The sequence below is a fragment of the Halomonas organivorans genome (assembly GCF_014192055.1).
Lineage (GTDB): Bacteria > Pseudomonadota > Gammaproteobacteria > Pseudomonadales > Halomonadaceae > Halomonas > Halomonas organivorans.
The window spans coordinates 1-24,489 of the sequence record NZ_JACHXM010000006.1 but is presented as its reverse complement, the minus strand read 5'-3'; the positions used below and the strand labels follow the sequence as shown (position 1 = coordinate 24,489).

Sequence of the window (24,489 nt, the reverse complement as noted above, 5' to 3'; positions counted from 1 at the left end):
GCGATGAAACGCCTGTCAAGCAACCATCCCTGACAATCCCCATCATACCGGGGTTTCGTCCTCGGCATCATGGGGAAAAAGTCGTCAGTGCGTACTAATCATCGAGTGAGAAGATACCGTATCTTCCGCTCGAGATTCACCTTCTTGGCTCCCCAGCTTTTCACTCAGAGCCACCTCAAGAACTTCGTCGATCCAGCGCACAGGCCGGATATCGAGTGCGTCCTTGATGTTGTCCGGAACCTCCTTCAAGTCACGGCGGTTCTCTTCCGGAATGAGAACCGTCTTTATACCACCGCGCCTGGCGGCCAGCAATTTCTCCTTGAGGCCGCCGATCGGCAGTACCTCGCCGCGCAGATTGACCTCCCCGGTCATGGCCACGTCGCAGCGTATCGGCCGACCAGTGTAGGCGGAGATCATGGCGGTGACCATGGCGATGCCGGCACTCGGGCCGTCCTTGGGCGTGGCACCCTCAGGCACGTGAATGTGCAGGTCTTCCTTCTCAAACCGTTCGGGATCGATGCCAAAGGACGTCGCCCTCGCCCGCACCACGGTCTGGGCCGCACTCACCGACTCCTTCATGACGTCGCCCAGCGAGCCGGTCTTGTTGATACGTCCCTTGCCAGGCGTTACCACCGACTCGATGTTGAGCAGCTCGCCGCCCACCGAGGTCCAGGCCAGGCCGGTGACGCGCCCCACCTGATCCTGCTGATCGGCCAGCCCATAGCTGTAACGCCGTACGCCGGCATAGCCCTCGATATCGGCAGCGGTCAGCGCGACAGGCGCCTGGGCGCCCTCCTTGCCCTCCTTCTCGAGGCGCTCGCGCAGCACCTTGCGGCAGACCTTGGCGATCTGGCGCTCGAGCTCGCGCACCCCGGCTTCACGACTGTAGTAACGGATCAGCTCCAGCAGCGCCTCGTCGGCGAAGCTGAGCTCGTCTTCCTTGAAGCCGTTGGCCTTGAGCTGCTTGGGTACCAGGTAGCGCTTGGCGATGGCCAGCTTCTCGTCCTCGGTATAGCCGGGCAGCCGGATCACTTCCATGCGGTCGAGCAGCGGGCCGGGAATATTCATCGAGTTGGCGGTACAGATGAACAGCGTCTCGGACAGGTCGTAGTCGAGCTCCAGGTAATGGTCGCTGAACTTGTCGTTCTGCTCCGGGTCGAGCACCTCGAGCAGCGCCGAGGCCGGGTCGCCGCGGTGATCCATGCCGATCTTGTCGACCTCGTCGAGCAGGAACAGCGGGTTCTTGACCCCTGCCTTGCTCATCCGCTGGATCATCTTGCCGGGCAGCGAGCCGATGTAGGTGCGACGGTGACCGCGGATCTCCGACTCGTCGCGCACCCCGCCGAGCGCCAGGCGCACGTACTTGCGATTGGTGGCCCGAGCGATGGACTGCCCCAGCGAAGTCTTGCCGACCCCGGGCGGCCCCACCAGGCACAGCACCGGCCCCTTGAGTTTCTTGACCCGCTTGTGCACCGCCAGGTACTCGAGGATGCGCTCCTTGACCTCTTCCAGGCCATAGTGATCCTCATCCAGCACCTGCTGGGCGTGGGCCAGGTCGTGACGCACCCGGGTGCGCTTCTTCCACGGCACCGAGATGAGCCAGTCCAGGTAGGAGCGGACCACCGTGGCCTCGGCGGAGGACGGCGCCATCATGCGCAGCTTGCCGAGCTCCTGCTTGGCCTTGTCGGCGGCCTCCTTGGGCATCCCCGAGCTCTCGATGGCCTGCTCGTACTTGTCGGCCTCGTTGGGCGCATTTTCGAGCTCGCCCATCTCCTTCTGGATGGCCTTCATCTGCTCGTTCAGATAGTACTCGCGCTGGGACTTTTCCATCTGGTCCTTGACCCGCGAGCGTATGCGCTTCTCCACCTGGAGCAGGTCGATCTCGGACTCGATCAGCGCCATCAGGTGCTCGATACGGTCGCGCACCCGATCCATCTCTAGCAGCTGTTGCTTGTCGTCGATCTTCAGCGACAGGTGGGCGCAGATGGTGTCCACCAGCCGACTCGGATCTTCGATGCCCGACAGTGAGTTGAGCACCTCGTTGGGTACCTTCTTGGACATCTTGACGTACTGCTCGAACTGGTTGAGCAGCACACGCACCAGGGCATCCTGCTCGCGCTCGGTGAGCGGCTCGCTCTCGCGCAGCACCACCTCGGCGCGGCTGTAGCCGTCGTCCACGGCCAGGATGTCGCGAATATCGGCCCGGGACTCACCCTCGATCAACACCTTGACGGTGCCGTCGGGCAGCTTGAGCAGCTGCATGATCTCGGCCACGGTGCCGATGGCGAACAGGTCCTCGTTATCGGGATCGTCCTTGCTGGCCTCGCGCTGCGCCACCAGCAGCACCCGCTTGTCGGCCTCCATGGCGGCTTCCAGCGCCTGGATGGATTTCTCGCGGCCGACGAACAGCGGGATGACCATCTGCGGGTAGACGACCACGTCCCGCAGCGGCAAAAGGGGCAGACTCAAGGTCTGTTCGGCGTTCTGCTGCATCGCAGACGTTCCTCAAACGATCGGATGGATACCTAGGGAGTGGGGGCGGCGGTCGCGCATTGCAAGACCAAGGCCGGCGTCACGGCAAACAAAAGGGCCGCCGGGGCGGCCCTTTCGTTGCAAGCCTGTTGCAACTCCCTCGCGTTCGTCTCGACGCGGCGAGACGTACGGGGCGGGAGCCAGCTAGCCGTCAGTGCCGTCGACCCGCGGCTGCTCCTGCTGGGAGTAGATCAGCAGCGGCTCGCTTTCGCCGGCGATCACCGACGCATCGATCACCACCTTGGTCACCCCCTCCAGAGACGGGATCTCGTACATGGTGTCGAGCAGCACCGACTCGAGGATCGAGCGCAGTCCGCGGGCACCGGTCTTGCGCGCCATGGCCTTGCCGGCCACCGCACGCAGGGCATCCTCACGGAAGTCCAGCTCCACGCCTTCCATCTCGAACAGCCGACCGTACTGCTTGATCAGCGAGTTCTTGGGCTCGGTCAGGATCTGGATCAGCGCATCCTCGGTCAGCTCGGTAAGGGTCGCGATCACCGGCAGGCGGCCGACGAACTCCGGAATCAGACCGAACTTGACCAGATCCTCGGGTTCCACATCGAGCAGCAGGTCGCCGACGCCCTTGGTCTCGTCCTTGCTCTTCACCTCGGCGTTGAAGCCAATGCCACCCTTCTCGGCACGGTCACGGATGACCTTGTCGAGGCCAGCAAAGGCGCCGCCGACGATGAACAGCATGTTGGTGGTATCGACCTGCACGAACTCCTGCTGGGGATGCTTGCGCCCGCCCTGCGGCGGCACCGAGGCGGTAGTGCCCTCGATCAGCTTGAGCAGTGCCTGCTGAACCCCCTCACCGGACACGTCACGGGTGATGGACGGGTTGTCCGACTTGCGCGAGATCTTGTCGATCTCGTCGATGTAGACGATGCCCCGCTGGGCCTTGTCCACGTCATAGTCGCACTTCTGAAGCAGCTTCTGGATGATGTTCTCGACATCCTCGCCGACGTAGCCCGCCTCGGTGAGAGTCGTGGCATCGGCGATGGTGAACGGAACGTTGAGCAGCCTGGCCAGCGTCTCGGCCAGCAGCGTCTTGCCGCTACCGGTCGGGCCGATCAGCAGGATGTTGGACTTGCCCAGCTCCACGTCATCCTTGGTGCCGTGACGAAGCCGCTTGTAGTGGTTGTAGACCGCCACCGACAGCACCATCTTGGCGCGGTCCTGGCCGATCACATAGTCGTCGAGGGTGTGACGAATCTCGCGGGGGGCAGGCAGACGCTCTTCATCGCTCTCGGCATCGGCATCGAGCACCTCCTCGCGAATGATGTCGTTGCACAGATCGACACACTCATCGCAGATATAGACGGATGGGCCGGCAATCAGCTTGCGCACCTCGTTCTGGTTCTTGCCGCAGAACGAGCAGTACAGCAGCTTGCCGCCTTCGTCCTTGCCTTTGCCGTCGGCCATTCGCGTACCTCTCTCGCAGCGGCGGCCCGAAGACCGCCGGGAATCAATCAGAGCGTGGTTGATTTCACGCTATCAGGATGTCGGCCGCTTATCCAGCACGGCGTCGATCAGACCATATTCCGCTGCCTGAGCGCCGTTCATGAAGTTGTCGCGGTCGGTATCCTTGGCAATGGTCTCGATGTCCTGACCAGTGTGATGCGCCAGGATCTGGTTGAGCCGCTCGCGGATGCCGAGGATCTCGCGGGTGTGGATCTCGATGTCCGACGCCTGGCCCTGGTAGCCGCCCAGCGGCTGGTGGATCATCATCCGCGAATTGGGCAGGCAGTAGCGCTTGCCTGCCGCGCCCCCGGCCAGCAGCAGCGCGCCCATGCTCGCCGCCTGGCCGATGCACACGGTCGAGACGTCGGGCTTGATGAACTGCATGGTGTCATAGACCGACATGCCTGCCGTCACCGAACCACCCGGCGAGTTGATGTAGAGGTGGATGTCCTTGTCCGGATTCTCGGACTCGAGGAACAGCAGCTGGGCCACCAGCAGGTTGGCCATGTAGTCTTCCACCGGCCCCACCAGGAAGATCACACGCTCCTTGAGCAGGCGGGAGTAGATGTCGTAGGCCCGCTCGCCGCGTGCGCTCTGTTCGACCACCATCGGCACCAGGCCGCCGGCGGATTGGATATCGAACTCGTTGCTCATGGGTGATGTCCTTGCATCCGGTGTATGGAAGCGACGCCTGACTTCCCGCCCGTCCTGCACGGCCGGGCGGGAAGGCCGGAACAGGGATCAGGCCTGCTCTTCGGCCTCGTCGGCGTCTTCCTCGGCCTCGCCACCCTGCTGCTGGGCGGCCGCCAGGGCATCCTGGTAGCTCATCTCGACGTCCTTGACGCTGGCCTGGCCGAGCAGTACGTCGACGGCCTTCTCTTCCAGAATGGCTGACTTGACCTGGTTCTTCATCTGGTCGTTGCTCAGGTAATACTCGACCACCTGCTCCGGCTCCTGGTACTGCTGAGCCAGCTCTTCGACCTTGGCCTTGATCTCGTCGTCGGAAGCGTCGAGCTCGTTGACCTTGATCACCTCGGCCAGCAGCAGGCCGATCTGCACCCGGCTCTTGGCCTGTTCGGCAAACAGCTCGTTGGGCAGCTGGCTGACGTCGAAGTCTTCGCCGAGACCGAACTGCTGGGCAGCCTGGCGCTTGAGACCATCGGTCTCCTGCTGGATCAGCGCCTGGGGCACCGGGATGTCGTTGGCCTTCTTGAGGGCCTCGAGCACCTGCTGCTTGACGCGATTCTCGACGGCCTGACCGGCCTCGCGGTTCATGTTCTTGGTGATCTCGTCACGGAACTTGGCCAGATCACCGTCCTCGACGCCGAACTTCTCGACGAAGGCCGCGTCGATCTCGGGCAGGGCCTGGGCCTTGATGGCATTGACCTTGACCTTGAAGGTCGCTTCCTGGCCAGCCAGCTGCTCGGCCTGGTAGTCCTCGGGGAAGGTGACCTTGAGTTCCTTGTCCTCACCGGCCTTGGCACCGACCAGCTGCTCCTCGAAGCCGGGAATGAAGCTGCCGGAACCGATCACCAGGTCGTGACCTTCGGCGCTGCCGCCTTCGAAGGGCTCATCGCCCAGGAAGCCCTGGAAGTCGATATTGACCTGATCGCCGTCTTCGGCGGCACGCTCGACCTCTTCCCAGGCAGCATTCTGCTTGCGCAGGGTCTCGATCATCTCGTCGATGTCGGCATCGGTCACCTCGACCACCGGGCGCTCGACCTCGGTGCCCTCGATGGACGCCAGCTCGACTTCCGGGTAGACCTCCAGCGTCGCGGTAAACTCCAGGTCCTTGCCCGCTTCGTTGACGCTGGCCTCGATCTCGGGATAGCCGGCCGGGTTCAGGTTCTCGTCGGTGATCGCCTTGACGTAGCGCTCGCGCATCACCTCGCCGACCACTTCATCGCGCACGCCGCGACCGTAGCGCTGGCGAATCACGGACATCGGCACCTTGCCCTGGCGGAAGCCGTCCAGGCGAACGTTCTTGGCGGCGTCCTTGAGGCGAGCGGCGACGGCCTCGTCGATTTCGGCGGCCGGCACCTGCACCTTGATGCGGCGTTCAATCTGGGAGGTCGTATCGACGGAAACTTGCATGAAATGTCCTCTACCGACTGGGGCGTGTTCTGTGTGGAAAGCGTGAAACGTTCAAAGGCGAGAATTCTATGAATCCCGCCGCGCAGTGGCAAGCACCATGGGCCTACATATGGGGACACGACACCCATTAGACAAGGGCTTGGCATCGATTCTCTACAAAATGCTTAGTGAAGGCGCAGAATGCGGGAACCACAGACATGGCAACGCCTCGCCTTCCGTCACCGGAACTGCGAGAAAACCAATGGCAATGTCTTGATAATGGGAGAAAAACTAGAGGAAGGAAGGCAATGGGGTGGATGATGGGGATCGAACCCACGACCACCGGAGCCACAATCCGGGGCTCTACCACTGAGCTACATCCACCACTGCCTGAGGTGATATCGAAATGGGGTGGATGATGGGGATCGAACCCACGACCACCGGAGCCACAATCCGGGGCTCTACCACTGAGCTACATCCACCACTTCGATTTTGCTCTACCGAGACGAGCCAGCCGAGACACTACTGGTAACGTGGCACGCCCAGCAGGACTCGAACCTGCAACCTACGGCTTAGAAGGCCGTTGCTCTATCCGGTTGAGCTATGGGCGCATTCTACGTTCCCGAGCGCCTGACCGCAAGCCCTTGACCAAAATTCTTTCAATTCAATCAATAGCTTGTGGTCGGGGTGGAGGGATTTGAACCCCCGACATCCTGCTCCCAAAGCAGGCGCGCTACCAGACTGCGCTACACCCCGCCGGCTCTTGCACGGCCCTGACGCCGCCGCAGGGGCCTCGCCAAGCGATGCGTATTCTACGGAACTCTCCGCCGCCGTCAAGCCACAATGCCCGAAGGTCAATCGTTTAGCCCACGCCGCCCTACCACTCACCTCGAAGCCCGAAGCCCGAAGCCCGAAGCCCGAAGCCCGAAGCCCGAAGCCCGAAGCCCGAAGCCCGAAGCCCGAAGCCCGAAGCCCGAAGCTCGAAGCCCGAAGCCCGAAGCCCGAAGCCCGAAGCTCGAAGCTCGAAGCTCGAAGCCCGAATCCCGAATCCCGAAGCCCGAAGCCCGAAGCTCGAATCCCGAAGCCCGAAGCCCGAAGCCCGAAGCCCGAAGCCCGAAGCCCCCTCACTTTGCCTGGACGCCGGGGCATGCGAAAATCGCGGCTCTTTTCCATCCGACCACCAGAGGGAAGTTCGATGACCGCCCAACTGATCGATGGCAAGTCCATTGCCGCCCGAGTCCGCCAGCAGGTCGCACGTCAGGTGCAGGCACGTCGCGAGGCCGGCGGACGGGTGCCCGGGCTCGCCGTCGTGCTGGTGGGCGAGGACCCGGCCTCCGCGGTGTATGTGCGCAACAAGCATCGCGCCTGCGAAGAGGCCGGCATCCAGTCGATCAAGCACCAACTGCCTGCCGAGACGACCCAGGAAAAGCTCGAGGCGCTGGTCGATCGCCTCAATGCCGACCCGGCCATCGACGGCATTCTGGTCCAGCTGCCGTTGCCCGAGCACCTGGATGCCCGGCCGATCCTCGAGCGCATCCTGCCTCACAAGGACGTCGACGGCTTCCATCCCTACAACCTGGGACGACTGGCCCAGCGCCTGCCCCTGCTGCGGCCCTGTACGCCCAAGGGCATCATCACCCTGCTGCAGGACACCGGCATCAGCCTGCGCGGCCTGGACGCCACCGTCGTCGGCGCCTCCAACATCGTCGGCCGGCCCATGGCGCTGGAGCTGATGCTGGCGGGCTGCACCACCACCGTCTGCCATCGTTTCACCCGCAATCTCGAGGAGCACGTGCGCCGCGCCGAGCTGCTGGTCGTTGCCGTTGGCCGCCCCGGGCTGGTCAAGGGCGAGTGGGTCCGCGACGACGCCGTGGTCATCGATGTAGGCATCAACCGCCAGGAAGATGGCCGCCTGGTCGGCGACGTGGAGTTCGAGCCCGCCGCCGCCCGCGCCAGCCACATCACGCCGGTGCCCGGAGGCGTGGGACCCATGACCGTCGCCTCGCTGCTCGAGAACACCCTGCTCGCCGCCGAGATGCATGACGCCATGGCCTGAGAGGAGCGAGGAGCCAGGAGTGGGGCGCCCCTGCGGGAGCTCATTTTACTGAGCGATTTACGCCGACAGGCGCCTGGGCGGTCAGAGTCCCCGTGCACCCTGCGCCCCACTCCGTTAGAATGCGCAACCGTTTTCCACCGACTCGCGAGGTCCGTCGATGAGCGACAAGATGAACGTCGAAAGCTTCAACCTGGATCACACCAAGGTGAAGGCCCCCTATGTCCGTCTGGCCGACATCAAGACCGGCGAGCATGGCGACAGCATCCACAAGTACGACATGCGCATCTGCCAGCCCAACCAGGACCACATGGAAATGCCCGGGCTGCACTCCCTCGAGCACCTGATGGCCGAGCTGTCGCGCAACCACTCCGACAAGGTGGTCGACATCAGTCCCATGGGCTGCCAGACCGGCTTCTACATCGCCATGATCAATCACGACGACTACCAGGGCGTGCTCGATCTGCTCGAAGGCACCCTCGAGGACGTGCTGAAGGCCACCGAAGTCCCGGCCTGCAACGAGATGCAGTGCGGCTGGGCCGCCAGCCACAGCCTGGAAGGCGCCCAGGAGATCGCCCGCGGCTTTCTGGCCAAGCGGGACGAGTGGACTCAGGTCTTCGGCGAAGAAGGCTGATTGCCTGCTGCGCTCACGACGCCAACCAGCGCTTGTTCGCTGGTGCAGGACGGTGAGCTGACATCACACCCTTACCCCTCATGCGCTTCTACGCGGAGAACGGATTGATGAAACGCATCGGTATCATCGGCGCCATGGCCCAGGAGGTCGCACGACTCGCGGCCATGCTGGAAGACAGCGAGACCCACACCCACGTGGGCTCCACCTTCCACAAGGGCCGGCTGCATGGCGTCGAGGTAGTGATCCTGCAGTCCGGGATCGGCAAGGTGAACGCCGCGATCGGCACCACCCTGCTGCTGGACACCTACCAGCCCGAGGCGATCATCAACACCGGCTCCGCCGGCGGCTTCGGCGAGGGGCTCGAGATCGGCGACGTGGTGGTCTCCAGCGAGGTGCGCCACCACGACGTCGACGCCGTGGTGTTCGGCTACGAACACGGGCAGGTGCCCCAGATGCCGGCAGCCTACCTGCCCGACCCGCGCCTGGTGCGCGTGGCCCGGGAGTGCGTCGAGTCGATGAACGAAGTGAACGTGGTCGAAGGCCTGATCGCCACCGGCGATGTCTTCATGGCCTGCCCCGACCTGGTCGCCACGACCCGCTCGCGCTTTCCCACCATGCTCGCCGCCGAGATGGAAGCCGCAGCCATCGCCCAGACCTGCCACCTCTACGGCTGCCCGTTCGTGGTGATCCGCGCGCTGTCCGACATCGCCGGCGGCGGCGACAACCATCTCTCCTTCGAGGAGTTCCTCGACCAGGCCGCCGACCACTCGACTCGCATGGTTACCGCCATGGTGACACGACTCGCCGAGCCGGCAACCGCCGACGCCACCGCCGAGGGCTGAACCATGCCAGGGTGGCGCTTCCGGCTACTGGGGCTGGTACTGTGCCTGCCCCTGCTCGCCGGGGGCTGCGCCAGCCAGCGCAGTACCGATGGCACCCCCGCCAGCGCGTCGCAGGACGCACCGGCTACCGTCGAGACCGCCTTTCACCGGCTACCCGCCCAACCCTATACCCCACCCGACTGGCCCGAGGCACTGAGCGCACGCGTTTACCTGCCCGATACGCCGGGTGACACGAAACGACCGGCGGCGCTGGTGGTGCACGGCGGCGGCTGGCAGCGCCGCGGTCCCGAGGACATGGCACCGATCGCCGAGCGGCTGGCCGCCCACGGCTTCGTGGTCGCCAACATCGCCTACCGCTTTGCCCCGGAATACCGCTTCCCCGCCCAGCTGCACGACCTGCAGGTGGCCATGGCCTGGCTCCACGATCATGCCGATGACTGGCGCATCGACACCGAGCGCATCGTCGGGGTGGGCTACTCCAGCGGGGCCCACCTGGTCAGCCTGCTCGGCATGCAACATGCCGGCAGCCCGCTGGATCGCCCCTACGGCGGAGAGGACACTCGCCTGGCGGCGGTGGTGGCCGGCGGCCTGCCCAGCGACCTGCTCAAGTTCGACGACGGCCGCCTGGTGGTGGAGTTCATCGGCGGCACCCGGGCGGAGAAGCCCCGCGCCTATCGCCTGGCCTCCCCCGCCCGCCAGGTGACGGAGAACGCTCCCCCCCATTTCCTGTTCCACGGCAACCTGGATAGCCTGGTCCCGGTGGACCATGCCACCGATATGTACGCCCGCCTGGCCGAGGCCGGGGTGCCTGCCGAACTCTACCTGCAGCGGCTGCGCGGCCATATCACCGCCTTCCTGACCCGCGACGGCGCCATGGAGGCCGCCCTGTCCTTCCTCGACGAGCAGCTGGCCAGCTTGGAGAAGGAAGAGTGAAGCAAGGCGCTACGCGCCTCGAAGAGGGAAGCAAAAGCCCGCCCCTTGCATCTTCCGGCTCTTCCTCCTTCCCTCTTTCGACTTACCCCTTCAGCTTCCAGTCCAGGGTCTCGCCGGCCTGCAGCGGGACGATCACCTCGCCGCCCACGTAAGGCAGGGTCTCCGGCAGTGTCCAGGACTCGCGCTGCAGGGTCACGGTCTCGGTATTGCGGGGCAGGCCATAGAAGTCCGGCCCATGATGGCTGGCGAAGCCTTCCAGGCGCTCCAGGGCGCCGGCCGCCTCGAAGGCCGTGGCATAGAGTTCCAGCGCCGCCGGCGCGGTGTAGGCGCCGGCGCAGCCGCAGGCGCTCTCCTTGTCGCCCTTGGCGTGGGGCGCGCTGTCGGTACCGAGGAAGAACTTGCCGCTGCCCGAGGTCGCCGCCTCGATCAGCGCCTGGCGATGGCGCTCACGCTTGAGGATAGGCAGGCAGTAATAGTGGGGCTTGATGCCGCCCACCAGCATCCGATTGCGGTTGAACAGCAGGTGATGGGCGGTGATGGTGGCCGCCAGGTTGCCGGGCGCCTCGGCCACGAAGGCGGCGGCATCGGCGGTGGTGATGTGCTCGAAGACCACCTTGAGCGACGGATGGCGCTCCAGCAGCGGCTTCATGACCCGCTCGATGAACACCGCCTCGCGGTCGAAGATATCGATCTCGGCGTCGGTGACCTCGCCATGCACCAGCAGCGGCATGCCGAGCCGCGCCATGGCGGCGATCGCCGCATCGCATTTCGCCAGGTCGGTGACACCGGAGTCGGAATTGGTCGTCGCGCCGGCCGGATAGAGCTTGACCGCGTGGACCAGGCCGGACGCATGCGCCCGTTCGATCTCGTCGGCCGTAGTGCGATCGGTCAGGTACAGTGTCATCAGCGGCTCGAAGTCGAGCCCTTCCGGCACCGCGGCCAGGATACGCTCGCGGTAGGCCAGGGCCTGCTCGGTGGTGGTCACCGGCGGCTTGAGGTTGGGCATGATGATGGCGCGGCCCATCTGTCGGGCGCTGGCGGGCACCACGGCCGACAGCACCGCTCCATCGCGCAGGTGGAGATGCCAATCGTCGGGGCGGGTCAGGGTCAGGGTGGTCACGATCTATCCTGTCTCGGCGATTCCGGGGATGGGCCTGCTGGCCCGGCGATGCCGGCAGTATACCGGAATGCGGCCGGCCGGCGGGACGCGATTTGGTTGGTCTGCTAAGATAGCTCGCCTTTTGCCGACCTCCGGAGTGCCATGCCTGCTCGTCCCGCCTCGCGCCCCCCGTTGCGCGCCGATCTGCTGCTGTTGCTGGTGACCCTGCTGGCCGCCGCCGGCTGGATCTTCTCCAAGGAGGCGCTGGCAGGCCTGCCACCGCTGCTGTTCATCGGCACGCGCTTCCTGCTCGCAGGCGGCCTGCTCGCCATCTTCGCCCTCCCCGACCTGCGTCGCCTTGCCGCGCGCGAATTCGCCGGCGCCGGAGCCATCGGGCTGCTGTTCAGTGCCACACTGGGGTTCTGGATCCTGGGCCTCCAGCACTCCCGTCATCTCGGCGAGAGCGCCTTCATCAACAGCCTGGGCATCCTGCTGGTCCCGGTGATGGCGCGGCTGCTGTTCGGCGACCGACCACCGCGCACGACCTGGATCGCCCTGCCGGTAGCGCTGCTCGGCTTCGCCCTGCTGTCGCTGAACGCCGGCTTTCGCCTGGAGCCGGGACAATGGCTGATGGCCGGCGCGGCGCTGTGCTTCTCGCTGCTGATCAATGCCAATTCGCGGGCCGTCAAGCAGATCCCCGCCCTGCCGCTGACCGCCGTGCAACTCGGCGTCGTCGGCCTGGTGCTGGGCCTCGTCTCGCTGGTGGTCGAACCTTGGCCCGGCCAGGTGGACGGCCACACGCTGGCATGGCTGGCGGCTAGCGTGCTGCTGGCCAGCACCCTGCGCTTCTTCCTGCAGATCCACGCCCAGGGGATGACCACGCCGAGCCATGCGGCGGTGATCCTGATGCTCGAAGCCGTCTGGACGGCCCTGCTGGCCGCCGCCTGGTACGGCGAGACGATGGCACCGTTGCAACTGGCCGGCTGCAGCCTGATCTTCCTGGCGCTGCTGATCAATCGCTGGTATTGGGTACGCAAGTTCGTCAGCAGACGCTGATCTGCCGTATCATGCGCGCTGAGCTATCCTAGGAGACACCATGCCGAAGGTACGTCACTACGCCGACCTCGTCGCCATCCTGGCCGGTCTGATGTGGTTGCTGGTCTATTGGTCGGTGAGCTATTCGGTGTACATCGACAATATCGAGCCGACCCTGGCGGCACTGCTGATCGCCGGTAGCCTGATCCTGATCAGCTTCGTGCATCGGCCCATTCGCGTGCTGCTCAGCCGCTACCACGTACGCAAGCGGCGCACCGAGATGTGGATGCACATCCTCGCCCTGCCCCTCGGCCTGGCCTTCCTGCTGGCCATTCTCATCGACCACCTGATCACGCCGCTCAACGGCATCCAGAAGATGCTGCTGTTCAACGTGCTGGCCACCGCGGGCTGGCTGGTGTTCATCATCACCCTGGCGGTCAAGCTGCTGATCCACCTGATTCTGGAAAAGCGTCGCGCCCGGGAGCGGGCGGCCCGTCAGTAACCGAGCCGCGCCCCTCCTTCTCCTAGAAGCGATCGACTCGGAACGGCTCCATCGCGATTGACGGCGGCTCGCCGTCGATCATCTGCGCCAGCAGCTCGCCGGTGGCCGGTCCCAGGGTGAACCCCTGATGGCCGTGGCCGAAGGCGCACCACAAGCCCCGCTGCCCCGGTACCGGCCCGATCACCGGTTTCATGTCCGGGGTGCAGGGACGCGCGCCCTTCCATGGTTCGGCATCGAGGCGCTCGCCCAACGGGTAGAGCTGGCGAGCGCGCGACTCGGCGGCGGCCAGTTGGGCAAGATGCGGCGGCGCCTCCAGTCGCTCGAGTTCGGCGCCGGTAGTCAGGCGAATACCCGCCTGCATCGGTGCCAGCAGGTATCCCACCTCGGCATCCATCACCCAATGGTTCAGGTGAGCCTCGTCGGCACTCCCGTAATGCATGTGGTAGCCACGCTTGACGAACAGCGGGACCGACAGCCCCAGCCGCTCGAGCCATTCGCGCGACCATGGGCCGAGTGACATCACCAGCGACTCGGCCGACAACGTCCCCGCGGAACTATCGACCCGCCATCCGCCCGACTGCGACGCCAGTGCCTCGACCTCAGCCCGGACGATGCGTCCACCCTCGGCCTCGAAGGCCCGGGCATAGGCCTCCACCAGGCCACCGGGATCGGCTACCGTCCAAGGATCCAGCCAGTGAATGGCGCCGGCCGGCCGCCCACAAAGGCTCGGCTCCCGCTCGGCGAGCGCCTGGGCATCCAGAGCGCGATAGCGAACCCCGAATCGAGAGGCATTTTCCTCGGCATCCGCGAGGCGAGCGGCCAGGGCCGTCTCGCCACGATAGACCTCGAGCCAGCCGTCGCGACGCACCAGGGCCTCGGCGCCGGCAGCCGCGATCATCGGCGCATGCGCGTCCAGGCATCGTTCGATCAGGGAGGCATATTCCGGCACGATCCGTCGATAGCGACTCGGCGCGGAGTTATGCCAGTACTGCAGCAGGGGTCCTGCCGCCCGCAGCATGCCACCGGGACGATAGCGGATGTCGACCTGACGATTGGGCAGCACCCTGAGCAGGGTGGACATGTCACGGGGGAAGGGGTAGGGACGCACCGCCTCGCGCTGGATGATACCGGCATTGCCGAAGGAGGTTTCCCTCCCCGGCGTCCGACGATCCAACAGGGTTACATCGTGTCCCCGTCGGGCCAGGTGCCAGGCCACCGACACCCCGACCATGCCCGCGCCCAGAACGATGATGTCACGTGCCATCCTGCATCTCCCTTGCCTGAATACCCCGGCTCGACGAAGGGCGAGCCCTGAGTCTGCATTCTAGCCCGGGTCGCCTCGTCAATCCGAGTTCGATGCTCGACCTTGCTCCTCCTCGGCAAGCTTGGTGCGAATGAAGTCGCCGTGGCTGACATGGAGCAGCTCGGCCAGGCGGCGAATGCGATGTTCCTCGAGAGGATCCTTGACGCCATCCACCAGCGCCAGCGACCACATCAATCTGACGAGTTCGACTCGCTCGGCATCATCGCAGCCGTCGCGTACCGCGCGCAGGAAGCGATGGTGATCCACCGCATTCTCGGTCTCCTCTCGTGCCTGCTCAACCAGCGCCGTCGCCTCGGACTCGGCCAGCGCGAATCGTTCGACGAGAATCGTCTCCAGCCTCGTCAGCTCCGACGCCTCCAGGCGGTAATCGGCGCGTATCACCTCGCACAGCAGTACGGCCGTGGCCAGGGCCCGGGTGGGTTCGGCCTTTTCAGGGGATCGACCAGGCGCCATCATGTCCTGGAAGATACGTTGCAGGGACTGGATCATAGGGACTCCCGACATGCTCGACATTGCTCCCCTCATCGCCCTGGCCAGCGGCATCGGCGCTGCGCTGGCGGCCCGCAGCGTCTACCGACGCCGCCGGGTCAATGCCTGGCCGACCGCGAATGCCAACGTCGACCATACCGAAGTGGAGGTGGTCGACGATCACCACCGCCCGGCGGACCGCGACGACCATCCGCAGCGCTTCCTGGCCCGAGTGCATTATCGCTTCGAGGTGGAGGGGAACGCGTATCGCTCCGACAACGGACGCTTCGACGACGTTCCCTCCTTTTCCACTCGCGATGCCGCCGAAGCATTTCTGGCCCGAACGCCTCCGGGGAGCCCGTTGACCATTCGCTACTCGCCGACACAACCCACGCTCACCCAGTACGGCGATCGGCACATCCCCGTCGCGCGCCTGGGCCTGAGCGCCTTCCTCGCCCTGATGTGCGCCCTGGCCATCTGGCTATCGCTGCGCTGATTCCCTTGCCACGGAGACACCATGCCCCGTTTCGCCGACCACCTCTACGCTCCAGGCCCCGACAACCCCTTCCCCGGCATCAAGGTGCTGGAACGCCGACTGGGCCGCGAGATTCCCCATCGCCTGGGCTCCAACGAGGGCCTGGACATGCCCCACGCGGCGCTACGCCAACGCTTCGGCGACGCCATGGTCGAACACATCTACTGCTATGGCGACGCCGAAGCGCTGGGGATCCGACAGCGCCTCGCCGACCAGCAAGGCATTCCCCTGGAGGCACTGCTGGTAGACGCCGGAGCCGACAGCCTGTTGGCCCTCGCCCTGCGGGCCACCGCCACGCCAGGCGTCACCGCCGTCGCCTCGGCCGGCACCTATCCGACCTTTGGCTACTTCGCCCGGGCCCAGGGATGCCGCCTGGTGGAAATCGACTACGACGAAGGCCCCCACCGGCTGGCCCCGGACCTGGACGCTCTGGCGGCCGCGGCCCACGCCGAGAACGCCCGCCTGGTCTATCTGGCCAACCCCGACAATCCCAGCGGCCACCTGCACGATGACGACGCCATCCTGGGGCTGCGCGACGCGCTGCCGAAGGACTGCTGGCTGCTGCTCGACGAGGCTTACCACGACTTCCGCCCCGATGCCGACTCGGCCTTTTCCGCCGAAGTGCTCCCCGGGGTGATTCGCTGCCGGACCCTCTCGAAGGCCCATGGCCTGGCCGGATTGCGGGTCGGCTATGCCATCGCCACGCCCGATACGCTGGCGATGCTGATGAAAGTACGCATCCACTACGCGGTCTCCACTCTCTCGCAGGCCGCCGCCGAAGTGGTGCTCGATCATCCCGAGGAGACCCACGCCCATATCGACGCGGTGATCCGGCGGCGGGAGCGTCTGACCGACCACTTCCGCGGACTGGGCGCCGACGTGCTGCCCAGTGCCACCAACTTCATCGGCGTACGCCTCCCCACGGCCGAGCTGGCCGGCCGGGTGCATGGCGAACTCCTCGATGCCGGCCGCCTGATCGCTCGCCCCGCTCACCCGGGGCTTGGCCACGTGCTGCGCATCACGGCGGTGGAAGACGCCCTGGTGCCAGGCCGGCTGGCGGCACTCGAGCGGGTGCTCGAGACAAGCTGAGCCCGACGCACCTCGCATGGCCCGTCAACCTGTCGCGCGGCTGGCGAGAAAGGATCAACGCCGGGGCGATCGCCCGGGAAGCGATGAGGCGTTGCGCCTCGACGTCGTGGCCCCGGGCGCCGTTCCGCCGCATCCCGGAACTGGCGGCAGCCCCAGCCGGCGCTTTATCGCGTCGATGATACGTGGGCAGGCCTGGCCGTCGTGCCACTCGGCATGGTTCCCCGCGAATCGCGCCAGCCTGACGGCGTAGCGTCCTGCCATGACGTCCCGCCAGGCCACCGGAAGCTGATCCCAGGTGCCGATGACCGGCCCCGGAGCATCGGCAAGATAATCGCCATACAGGCCGACATCGTGCTCGAGATAGTCCTCGAGATCCGGTGCCATCAGGATGATCGGACGCTCCAGGCAGGCGTAATCGTACATCAGGCTGGAATAGTCGGTGATCAGCATGTCCACCGCCGGCAGCAAGGGCTGGATATCGCCGAGTGCGGACACCGATATCTCACGCATCCGCGCCTCGCTCACCAGTACCTCTCGCTCCTCCCGGCTCAGCGAAGTCGCGTCACGCACCAGCAGCATCAGGCGTTCACGCTGCAGCCACTCCCCCAGCGCCGCCAGTCTGCCACCCTGGGTCACGTCCAGCCTGCTATGCCCGAGACGCCGCCCCGTCGGCGCATAGAGCACGATGCCGGCATGATCGCGGGGCTCCACGCCCAGCCGGCGAAGCAGGCCATGGGCATTCTCGGCAAAGCCATCCCAACGCGGATAGCCGAGCGTCAGGACCGTCGAGCCCGGCAGGCCGTAGGCCGACATCACTCGCTCCCGGCCGGTGCGTGACGCCACCACGGTCAGGCCTGGAAGGCGCCTCCAGGACAGCGGTCGCCGGCCGGCCCCCATCGAGGAGACGACATCATGTCCCTGGCGCTTGAGCGGCGTACCGTGAGTCAGGTTGACCAGCAAGCCACCCAGGGTCGCCTCGGCATTGGCATCCTCGGCACCGTGCGTCACCAGGCACACCCCGGCACGCAGTGCCGCATGTATCCCCGCTCGCGAATAGGCCATGACCGCCGCCCCGCCCTCGGCGCGCACCTGACGAACCACGGCCTCGTCATCGGCCAGCCAGACCGCCCGCAGGTCGGGTTGGTGATCGCGCACGTAGCGATAGAGGTAGCGTGCATTGTCGGCATAGCGCCGGCCATGCCAGGCCCCGAACACCCAGAGCCTGGGATCGCGTGGCCAGCCCCATCCCAACGGGCATAGCCATGCGCGGGCGAGGCGCCGCAAGGTGCGCGGGCGATCGCCACTCATCATTCCACTCCGACCGACAGCATCGCGCTCTCCACCTGACGCCATCGATTCATGGGCGCCGACCGTGCCGTTCCGGAGGGGCCGGCATCAACAGGCTCAGCGCCTGGTAGAGATGGCGGGGGCGTAGAGCGGTGAGCCGCAGGGAGCGCAGGTCTCCCCGCACCGACTGCCCCTGCCGCCGCTTCTCCATTGCCCAGGCCAGCACCTTGCGATTCACCGCCGCTCTCAAGTAATGGCGCTCGCAGCGACTCAGCATGGTCTCGCACTCATCGCGGACATCGAGCCAGGGATGCTGTGTCTGCAGGTTGACGGGAGGACGGGGCCCGCTTCCCCGCTGGACCATGCAAAGACTGGTGACGGTGGCGTCGTAATGAATGGCCTCCAGGGTACAAAGCGCCTTCAACCAGAAGTAGGCATCGCCGCCCCGCCGGTAACGGCCATCGGGAAACCCGCCCAGCGACTGGAATCGCTCGCGCCGAATGCAGGCACCGTTGATATGGATGAAGTCGCTGCGCGCCAGGGCGGCAAGGGCCTGCTGTCGACTCAGCACCCCGGGGGCCGGAGCAGCCACCTTCGGCAGCCGCTGGTGGTCATCCATCATCTGGTAGGCGTTGATGAACAGCTCCAGTTGAGGATGGGCAAGGATGGCATCGGCAAACTGGGAGAGATGATCGAAGAGCAACATGTCCCCGGCATCGAAGAAGACCAGCCAGCGGCCGGTGGCGTGCAGGGCACCATGATTGCGGGCGGCATAGCCCCCGTGACCGGGTGCGTCACGTTGCAGCAGGCGCAATCGCCCCAGCTCGGCTTCGCGCTCCAACAGCGCCAGGGACCCATCGGTTGAGCCGTCATCGACGACGATCAGCTCGTAATCATGCAGCGTCTGCTCATACACGCAGGCCAACGCCGAGGCCAGCACGGCCTCCTTGTTATACACCGGCATCACCAGCGAGAACTGGGGCATGGTTCCATCCTCGTTGACGACCCTGAAGAGGGCCGACGATCACTGACAGCTGAGCCCTGCCCCAGCCATGGCGTCAGGCGCCTCGCCCGGCCCTCAGGCCGACCCGGCACGCGAGACGCGACACGCTATGCTGCAGCATCGATACCGCCACCAGACCAATATCGAGCCATCGCCCCAGGTAGAGTCGCCATAACCGTCCCTCTTCCAGTGCGTTCATCATGGCCAGGTCATTGAGGTCAACGAGGCGACGGCGGCGCTGTTTCAGATATTTCAACTGGTGGAAGGCAACGAACTTGAGACCATCCACCACCAGGTGGTAGCGGGGGTCATTGATCAATTCCTGTTTGCTCTGGCCATGATGGATCAGCAGGTCATCGCCGGCCCGAAATGGCATTTCCCACGCCTCCACGTCTTCCAGGGACAACAGCACGATGCCGTGAGCCCGACGTATGCCGTAGAGCTCCAGTACCAGTCCGGCATCGATCAGCACGTCCGCGGGCGGCAGCTCGCGGCGCTCGAGGAAAGCGTGGATGCGGGCGACGCGCTGCTGCCAATGCCAGCTGGACCGGCGCGAATGGCGGGCGTGATTGAGAAAGTGCACGCCATGAGGGTTGAGCAGCAACGCCGATAGATCCGCTACTTCATCGGGACGGCTCAGCAACAGCCAATCGCCGTCGCCGAATCGCGGCGGCGCCCCCATTCCGGCCGCCAGTACCAGGCACTTGACGCTGATCTGAAGCTCACCATGCACCTCTTGCGGCCAGTCGGGCGGCAATGGCGCCAGCCTGTCGGCAAGATACCGCCAGGCCTCCGGCGTCAGGCCAATCTCATGCCCTTCGAGCACGACGCCCGGCGGTGGCGGTGCCTCACGCCACTCCCACTGCATCGGCCGCAGCGCCAGCAGGGGCACCCCTTCCTCCGGATCACCGACGGAGGATGAGCGGTATGGCCCTGCTCCGATCATTGCCGGCCCCCTCGGCCTGGTGTGCCCACATCAGCCGAGTGACCGCAGGGCGCGCGCCCTGTCGAGCACCCCGTGTCATCGACCTCCCATCCCTCGAGCCACATCGTGGCGAGGCCGCGACACCAGGAGGCGACATGGCATCGCGGCTCTCGTGGGCGACCCGCTGCGTCGCGAGGGTACATGGCAATACCTCCCTGTCGGACCGTCGTCTACGCCGGGCCGGATGACCGAAAGCTTTCCTGGAGCAGCACCGCACTGGATGTGGGCGAAGGCGTCGCCGTCGGGGTAACCGGCGGCCGCGCGTGCCTGGCCTGCCAGACCAGATCCACCAGACTTCCCTCCGGTGCATAGCCAAGGGGCGCCTGGAGCAGCAGCTGCTGTATACGCCCATGTTGAGAGCCGAGCATGGCGCCGTGGAGTTCGACGAGATAGGGTTCGAGGTTCCCCCAGGCCCAGAAGGTCTCTCGGGACGTCATGATGCGTGGATGCCGGGTCGGACTGACGTTCTCACCGATCAGCAGCTCCTCATAGAGCTTTTCGCCCGGCCGCAGCCCGGTGTAGACGATCTCGATATCGCCATCGGGATGTTGATCGTCACGCACTTCCAGCCCGGACAAGCGGACCATGTTGGCGGCCAGGTCGGCGATACGGACCGGCTCGCCCATATCGAGCACGAACACTTCCCCTCCCTGGCTCATGGCACCGGCCTGAATGACCAGTTGGGCCGCCTCGGGAATGGTCATGAAGTAGCGGGTAATCTCCGGATGGGTGACCTCCAGTGGCCCGCCACGCTCGATCTGGCGGCGAAATACCGGCACCACCGAGCCACTCGAGCCCAGGACATTGCCGAAACGCACCATGCTGAAACAAGGCCGACTTTCCCCCGCGTAACGGTTGGCGAAGGCCTGGCAGATCAGTTCGGTCAGGCGCTTTGTCGCCCCCATCACGTTGGTGGGACGCACCGCCTTGTCGGTCGACACCATGACGAAGGTCTCGACGCGGGCCTCGATGGCCGCCAGCGCCAGGGTCAAGGTACCGAAAACGTTGTTGCGCAGGCCCTCCACCAGATTGCACTCCACCATCGGGACATGCTTGTAGGCGGCGGCATGATAAACGGTCTGGACATGGAAGCTGTCCAGTATCTCTCGCATGCGTTCACCCTGCTGCACCGAGGCCAGCAGTGCGTGCAACTCGATGCCGCGCTGCTGGCGCTTGAGCTCCTGCTCGATCGAATAGAGCGCGTACTCGGAGCTATCCACCATGACCAGGGCACGCGGACGCTGGGCGATCACCTGCCGACACAGCTCCGACCCGATGGATCCCCCGGCACCGGTCACCATCACCACCTTGTCGCGCAGGTTGGCCTGGATCAGTTCGGGAAACGGCGGTACCGGCTCGCGCCCCAACAGCTCCTCGACCTGGACATCACAGGTATCCGAGACACGAGCACGCCCGGACACCAGATCCTCCGCCCCTGGAATGGTCTGCACGGGAATCGACAGCCGAGCGAGCCGCTCGAGAATCTCTCGCCGTCGGCAGCGGGCCACGCTGGGCATGGCCAGCAGTATCACCTCGACATCGAGACGCTCGATCCAGGTCTCCAATGCCTCCGGTGGCAGCACAGGCAGGCCCTCTACCAGTGAGCCTTGCAGGCCTCTCCAATCGTCGACGAACGCCCGGGGCCGATAGCGGCCACCGTGCTTGAGGGCACGGGCCAATTCGCCACCGGCCACCCCCGCCCCGTAGATGATCACCGAGCGCCGCTGAGGTCGCCGGCTCAGCTCGTAGAGCTCACGCAGCAGCAACCGCACCCCCCCGATACCGGTGATGGCCAACATGGCGAATACCGGCGCCACCTGCCAGGACACCGGCCAGCCCAGCGCAACATCCAACACCAGCAGCAATGACACCATCAGTCCCACGCCGACGATCAGCGCGACCAGGGTACCTAGATGCATGAAACGCAACACGATTCGATAGACCCCGAGCGGACCGAGAATCAATGGCGCGGTCACCGTCACTCCCCCCAGCACCAGCCAGGTCTTCGGCAACAGTAACGTTTCCCAATGCCCGGCCAGCGCCACGGCCACCATCAGGGAGGCAAGGACGACGACGGTATCGGCCAGACGTAACATGCCGCGCTTGTAACGACGCGGCAGACGGACCAGCGCTTCGAACTGGTTCATATCGGTTTCCTGCGTTGCCCTATCGTTGTTATCGAGCCCCATCCGGGCAAGCTCTTCGCTGTCGGCGCCATCCCGAGCACCCAATGGGCTCGGGCAGACATGGCGACCTGCCCGAGCCAACCACCACCCCGGATAGCTCCCTCGGAGCTATCGGCCTTCCTCAGGTGCCTAAAGCAATCCGGCCCCATCCGCCGAACTTCCCACGTCACCCGGCAGGGAAAGCGTCGGCAGCAGCAGTGAAATCACGTTGTTCCAGCGCGCCAGCGGCGCGGCCGTCACATAGACGACATCCTGTGGCTGCAGCGGGAAGCGGGTCCCCAGCATCAGGCGCGTGGCATCGGTAATATCCAACTGGTAGACGGTGGCCAGCTTCTCGCTGCCGACGGGATCGCCGCGCACCACGAAGATACCGGACGGTTCTGCGCGGAACTCATCGACTCCGCCCGCCCTGGCCAGGGCGTCGGTCAAGGTAATGCGCTCGTTACCCAGGGCGATGGCGCCGGGGCGATTGACCTGGCCGAGCACCACGACGTTCTGGTTCTCGGCGGTGGGCACGTGGAGGATGTCGCCGTCTCGCAGCAGGCGGTTCTGGGTCAGGTCCCCGCGCCGCAGCAGATCGAACAGCGACAGCCGCTGCTCTTGACCATTGCGGGTCAGCAGCACGTTGTGCCAGTCGGCATCCGGGCGCGCCCCACCCGCCTCGCTGATGGCGTCGAGCACCGTCAATGGCTCGATGTCGATCGGCACCATGCCCGGGTTCTGGACCGCACCGCTGACATAGGCCTTCTGCGAGCGGAAGGCCGCCACGCTCACCTCGATCTGCGGGTCCGCAATCACCCGCGACAGGCGGCTCGTCAGCAAGCGACGCGCCTGCTCGAGGGTCAATCCGGCGACCCGAATGCGCCCCACGTACGGATAGAACATGGTGCCATCCGGCTGTACCCGGTTACCCGTTTCCGAGGCCGAGCGCTCGGCGCCGGCCGGAATGGTCAACTCGGGGTGGTCGTAGACGATGATGCTAAGCACATCGCCGGGCCCGATCAGGTACTGGTAATCGGCCATGGCACTGGTCAACGCCACCGACGCGGGTCGGGCCATCTGCTGCATGGCCGATTCGTTTGACAGGGTATCGACCAGGCCAACCGTGATCGGCACCAAGTCGACTCGCGCATCGAGGGAATCCCCTGCGGTGTCCGGATCGATATGTCCGCCTGGCGAGAGGGCACATCCGCCGATCGCCAGCATGATGGCCATGGCGACACCATGTAACAAAACGTATCGCATCACCGGGGCACCGCCGTCAGGCCGGTGAGCTTGGGCATGTGCCGTTGTCATGACCTGCCTCCTTCGGGTTACTGCCACGCTACCGCCATGAGGCTGCCGTTCGACTTCCGCCCCCGGGCTCGAGACTGGTACCGCCCCGCACACGTCATGGCTCTGCATTCCCTTTGGTCACACAGTGTCACGGGGCGGTTAACAAAAAGTTTACGAAGTTACAGCTTGTTCACAGTGGGGTTCTGCTCATCCTTGGCAGGTGACATAACGCCACGCGTCGACGACGAAGGAGGATGGCGAATGTGGAAACGAAAGCCAGAGATCCTCCACCGAAGCGCAGGACAGATGCCATGCTTCGGCGGAAGCAAGAGATAGTCGAAGGGGGAGGAAATCTCGACCCGTCACGCGGTCATGTCGGGTCCATGGCGGCAGGTGGGGAACGACACCGTCGCCGGTCGTCAGGCTAGGCCGGCGCAGGCCCTCGCCACACCAGGCGCATCGAACATCGTCACAGGTGTGGCGCAGGCGAAAGACCAGGCGATGGGGGGCATCGCCTGGCGGGCCGGGTCAGGCGGAAGTCACGCCAATCGAATCGCCGCGACCGACGGCGTAATACAGCATTCCCGCGGCCTTGACTGCCTCCGGCTCGAAGAGATTGCGCCCGTCGACGATCACCGGCAGCGTCAGTCGCGACTTCAGCCAGGCGAAGTCCACGCTGCGAAACGCCTTCCATTCGGTGCAGATCACCAGGGCATCGGCACCCTCCACCGCCTCGGTGCGATCGCCGACCAGCGTCAGGTCGTCGCGCTCTCCGTAAAGCCGCCGACATTCGTCCATGGCCTCCGGGTCATAGGCCTGCACCCGGGCACCGGCCGCCCACAGCGACTCCATCAGCGTTCGGCTCGGCGCGTCGCGCATGTCGTCGGTATTGGGCTTGAAGGCCAGCCCCCACACGGCGATGGTGCGACCGCGAAGATCGCCGTCGAAGGCCTTCGACAGCTTGGCGAACAGCGTCTGCTTCTGGCGCCGGTTGACCGCCTCCACTGCCCCGAGCAACTCCGCCGCGTAGTCGACCTCGCCGGCCGTGCGGGCCAGCGCCTGCACGTCCTTCGGGAAACAGGAGCCGCCATAGCCGCAGCCCGGATAGATGAAGTGATAGCCGATACGCGGATCCGAGCCGATACCGCGGCGCACCTGCTCCACGTCGGCGCC

At 65.5% G+C, this 24,489-nt stretch carries 21 protein-coding genes and 4 tRNA genes; 8 read left to right on the top strand and 17 right to left on the bottom strand.

Annotation, left to right across the window (positions count from 1 at the left end; genetic code table 11):
* Window positions 1–84 precede the first annotated feature (84 nt).
* The 8 genes from lon to FHR96_RS08225 all read right to left on the bottom strand — a co-directional run bounded on the left by lon (window position 85) and on the right by FHR96_RS08225 (window position 6,822).
* Window positions 85–2,493 (bottom strand): endopeptidase La, encoded by a 2,409-nt coding sequence (lon, locus tag FHR96_RS08260; protein WP_183387196.1) that lies wholly within the window; start codon window positions 2,491–2,493, stop codon window positions 85–87.
* Window positions 2,494–2,676: 183 nt separating this feature from the next.
* Window positions 2,677–3,954 (bottom strand): ATP-dependent Clp protease ATP-binding subunit ClpX, encoded by a 1,278-nt coding sequence (gene clpX / locus FHR96_RS08255; RefSeq protein ID WP_183387195.1) that lies wholly within the window; start codon window positions 3,952–3,954, stop codon window positions 2,677–2,679.
* 72 nt (window positions 3,955–4,026) lie between these two features.
* Window positions 4,027–4,647 (bottom strand): ATP-dependent Clp endopeptidase proteolytic subunit ClpP, encoded by a 621-nt coding sequence (gene clpP, locus FHR96_RS08250; protein WP_183387194.1) that lies wholly within the window; start codon window positions 4,645–4,647, stop codon window positions 4,027–4,029.
* Between the two features lie 87 nt (window positions 4,648–4,734).
* Window positions 4,735–6,087, bottom strand: a complete 1,353-nt coding sequence (gene tig, locus FHR96_RS08245; RefSeq protein ID WP_183387193.1) for a trigger factor — start codon at window positions 6,085–6,087, stop codon at window positions 4,735–4,737.
* A 288-nt stretch (window positions 6,088–6,375) separates the two neighbouring features.
* A tRNA-His gene (locus tag FHR96_RS08240) sits at window positions 6,376–6,450 on the bottom strand.
* Window positions 6,451–6,473: 23 nt separating this feature from the next.
* A tRNA-His gene (locus FHR96_RS08235) sits at window positions 6,474–6,548 on the bottom strand.
* A 52-nt stretch (window positions 6,549–6,600) separates the two neighbouring features.
* Window positions 6,601–6,677: transfer RNA gene (locus FHR96_RS08230), tRNA-Arg, on the bottom strand.
* A 68-nt stretch (window positions 6,678–6,745) separates the two neighbouring features.
* Window positions 6,746–6,822: transfer RNA gene (locus tag FHR96_RS08225), tRNA-Pro, on the bottom strand.
* A gap of 439 nt (window positions 6,823–7,261) precedes the next feature.
* Between FHR96_RS08225 and folD the strand changes: the two genes are divergently transcribed.
* The 4 genes from folD to FHR96_RS08205 all read left to right on the top strand — a co-directional run bounded on the left by folD (window position 7,262) and on the right by FHR96_RS08205 (window position 10,528).
* The gene (folD, locus tag FHR96_RS08220; RefSeq protein ID WP_183387192.1) at window positions 7,262–8,122 is read left to right on the top strand and encodes a bifunctional methylenetetrahydrofolate dehydrogenase/methenyltetrahydrofolate cyclohydrolase FolD; all 861 of its coding nucleotides are present in this window, start codon (window positions 7,262–7,264) and stop codon (window positions 8,120–8,122) included.
* Window positions 8,123–8,279: 157 nt separating this feature from the next.
* Entirely contained in the window at window positions 8,280–8,753 is a 474-nt protein-coding gene (locus tag FHR96_RS08215) for an S-ribosylhomocysteine lyase (protein ID WP_183387191.1), read from the top strand.
* Window positions 8,754–8,860: 107 nt separating this feature from the next.
* Window positions 8,861–9,595 (top strand): 5'-methylthioadenosine/S-adenosylhomocysteine nucleosidase, encoded by a 735-nt coding sequence (mtnN, locus tag FHR96_RS08210; protein ID WP_183387190.1) that lies wholly within the window; start codon window positions 8,861–8,863, stop codon window positions 9,593–9,595.
* A 3-nt stretch (window positions 9,596–9,598) separates the two neighbouring features.
* Window positions 9,599–10,528, top strand: a complete 930-nt coding sequence (locus FHR96_RS08205) for an alpha/beta hydrolase (protein WP_183387189.1) — start codon at window positions 9,599–9,601, stop codon at window positions 10,526–10,528.
* 82 nt (window positions 10,529–10,610) lie between these two features.
* On the opposite strand, the gene pyrC is transcribed toward FHR96_RS08205, so the two are convergent.
* Window positions 10,611–11,648 (bottom strand): dihydroorotase, encoded by a 1,038-nt coding sequence (gene pyrC, locus FHR96_RS08200; protein ID WP_183387188.1) that lies wholly within the window; start codon window positions 11,646–11,648, stop codon window positions 10,611–10,613.
* A 141-nt stretch (window positions 11,649–11,789) separates the two neighbouring features.
* On the opposite strand from pyrC, the gene FHR96_RS08195 reads away from it, so the two are divergent.
* Complete coding sequence (locus FHR96_RS08195) at window positions 11,790–12,683, top strand: DMT family transporter (RefSeq protein WP_183387187.1); 894 nt, start codon at window positions 11,790–11,792, stop codon at window positions 12,681–12,683.
* Between the two features lie 40 nt (window positions 12,684–12,723).
* A complete protein-coding gene (locus FHR96_RS08190; protein ID WP_183387186.1) occupies window positions 12,724–13,164 on the top strand; it encodes a hypothetical protein in 441 nt (146 codons plus the stop codon).
* A 22-nt stretch (window positions 13,165–13,186) separates the two neighbouring features.
* On the opposite strand, the gene FHR96_RS08185 is transcribed toward FHR96_RS08190, so the two are convergent.
* Window positions 13,187–14,428, bottom strand: a complete 1,242-nt coding sequence (locus tag FHR96_RS08185; protein WP_183387185.1) for an NAD(P)/FAD-dependent oxidoreductase — start codon at window positions 14,426–14,428, stop codon at window positions 13,187–13,189.
* Window positions 14,429–14,506: 78 nt separating this feature from the next.
* Window positions 14,507–14,977 (bottom strand): tellurite resistance TerB family protein, encoded by a 471-nt coding sequence (locus FHR96_RS08180; protein ID WP_183387184.1) that lies wholly within the window; start codon window positions 14,975–14,977, stop codon window positions 14,507–14,509.
* Window positions 14,978–14,990: 13 nt separating this feature from the next.
* Here FHR96_RS08180 and FHR96_RS08175 point away from each other — a divergent pair, with 13 nt between their 5' ends.
* The gene (locus FHR96_RS08175; protein WP_183387183.1) at window positions 14,991–15,452 is read left to right on the top strand and encodes a DUF3592 domain-containing protein; all 462 of its coding nucleotides are present in this window, start codon (window positions 14,991–14,993) and stop codon (window positions 15,450–15,452) included.
* A 21-nt stretch (window positions 15,453–15,473) separates the two neighbouring features.
* Window positions 15,474–16,580: a pyridoxal phosphate-dependent aminotransferase gene (locus tag FHR96_RS08170; RefSeq protein WP_183387182.1), complete on the top strand. Its 1,107-nt coding sequence runs from the start codon at window positions 15,474–15,476 to the stop codon at window positions 16,578–16,580.
* 54 nt (window positions 16,581–16,634) lie between these two features.
* Here the strand turns inward: FHR96_RS08170 and FHR96_RS08165 are convergent, their stop codons facing one another.
* The 6 genes from FHR96_RS08165 to FHR96_RS08140 form a co-directional block, all read right to left on the bottom strand.
* Window positions 16,635–17,888, bottom strand: a complete 1,254-nt coding sequence (locus FHR96_RS08165) for a CDP-glycerol glycerophosphotransferase family protein (protein ID WP_183387181.1) — start codon at window positions 17,886–17,888, stop codon at window positions 16,635–16,637.
* Window positions 17,889–17,937: 49 nt separating this feature from the next.
* On the bottom strand, window positions 17,938–18,852 hold the full coding sequence (locus FHR96_RS08160) for a glycosyltransferase family 2 protein (protein ID WP_183387180.1): 915 nt from the start codon (window positions 18,850–18,852) through the stop codon (window positions 17,938–17,940).
* A 73-nt stretch (window positions 18,853–18,925) separates the two neighbouring features.
* The gene (locus FHR96_RS08155; RefSeq protein ID WP_183387179.1) at window positions 18,926–19,762 is read right to left on the bottom strand and encodes a hypothetical protein; all 837 of its coding nucleotides are present in this window, start codon (window positions 19,760–19,762) and stop codon (window positions 18,926–18,928) included.
* Window positions 19,763–20,025: 263 nt separating this feature from the next.
* Entirely contained in the window at window positions 20,026–22,002 is a 1,977-nt protein-coding gene (locus FHR96_RS08150; RefSeq protein WP_183387178.1) for a polysaccharide biosynthesis protein, read from the bottom strand.
* Between the two features lie 168 nt (window positions 22,003–22,170).
* Window positions 22,171–23,286 carry a polysaccharide export protein gene (locus tag FHR96_RS08145; protein WP_183387355.1) on the bottom strand — a complete coding sequence of 372 codons (1,116 nt, stop codon included), beginning with the start codon at window positions 23,284–23,286 and terminating at the stop codon, window positions 22,171–22,173.
* Window positions 23,287–23,844: 558 nt separating this feature from the next.
* On the bottom strand, window positions 23,845–24,489 hold a 645-nt coding region (locus FHR96_RS08140; protein WP_183387177.1), incomplete at its 5' end, for a UDP-glucose/GDP-mannose dehydrogenase family protein.

Excerpts from the sequence above, each read along its gene's own strand:
- FHR96_RS08150 (WP_183387178.1), bottom strand. The coding sequence starts at position 22,002 with ATGAACCAGTTCGAAGCGCTGGTCCGTCTGCCGCGTCGTTACAAGCGC.
- clpX (WP_183387195.1), bottom strand. The coding sequence starts at position 3,954 with ATGGCCGACGGCAAAGGCAAGGACGAAGGCGGCAAGCTGCTGTACTGC.
- FHR96_RS08165 (WP_183387181.1), bottom strand. The coding sequence starts at position 17,888 with ATGAGTGGCGATCGCCCGCGCACCTTGCGGCGCCTCGCCCGCGCATGG.
- lon (WP_183387196.1), bottom strand. The coding sequence starts at position 2,493 with ATGCAGCAGAACGCCGAACAGACCTTGAGTCTGCCCCTTTTGCCGCTG.
- mtnN (WP_183387190.1), top strand. The coding sequence starts at position 8,861 with ATGAAACGCATCGGTATCATCGGCGCCATGGCCCAGGAGGTCGCACGA.
- FHR96_RS08180 (WP_183387184.1), bottom strand. The coding sequence starts at position 14,977 with ATGATCCAGTCCCTGCAACGTATCTTCCAGGACATGATGGCGCCTGGT.
- FHR96_RS08175 (WP_183387183.1), top strand. The coding sequence starts at position 14,991 with ATGCTCGACATTGCTCCCCTCATCGCCCTGGCCAGCGGCATCGGCGCT.
- FHR96_RS08145 (WP_183387355.1), bottom strand. The coding sequence starts at position 23,286 with ATGCGATACGTTTTGTTACATGGTGTCGCCATGGCCATCATGCTGGCG.
- tig (WP_183387193.1), bottom strand. The coding sequence starts at position 6,087 with ATGCAAGTTTCCGTCGATACGACCTCCCAGATTGAACGCCGCATCAAG.
- FHR96_RS08190 (WP_183387186.1), top strand. The coding sequence starts at position 12,724 with ATGCCGAAGGTACGTCACTACGCCGACCTCGTCGCCATCCTGGCCGGT.
- FHR96_RS08185 (WP_183387185.1), bottom strand. The coding sequence starts at position 14,428 with ATGGCACGTGACATCATCGTTCTGGGCGCGGGCATGGTCGGGGTGTCG.
- folD (WP_183387192.1), top strand. The coding sequence starts at position 7,262 with ATGACCGCCCAACTGATCGATGGCAAGTCCATTGCCGCCCGAGTCCGC.
- FHR96_RS08215 (WP_183387191.1), top strand. The coding sequence starts at position 8,280 with ATGAGCGACAAGATGAACGTCGAAAGCTTCAACCTGGATCACACCAAG.
- FHR96_RS08170 (WP_183387182.1), top strand. The coding sequence starts at position 15,474 with ATGCCCCGTTTCGCCGACCACCTCTACGCTCCAGGCCCCGACAACCCC.
- FHR96_RS08205 (WP_183387189.1), top strand. The coding sequence starts at position 9,599 with ATGCCAGGGTGGCGCTTCCGGCTACTGGGGCTGGTACTGTGCCTGCCC.
- clpP (WP_183387194.1), bottom strand. The coding sequence starts at position 4,647 with ATGAGCAACGAGTTCGATATCCAATCCGCCGGCGGCCTGGTGCCGATG.
- FHR96_RS08195 (WP_183387187.1), top strand. The coding sequence starts at position 11,790 with ATGCCTGCTCGTCCCGCCTCGCGCCCCCCGTTGCGCGCCGATCTGCTG.
- FHR96_RS08160 (WP_183387180.1), bottom strand. The coding sequence starts at position 18,852 with ATGCCCCAGTTCTCGCTGGTGATGCCGGTGTATAACAAGGAGGCCGTG.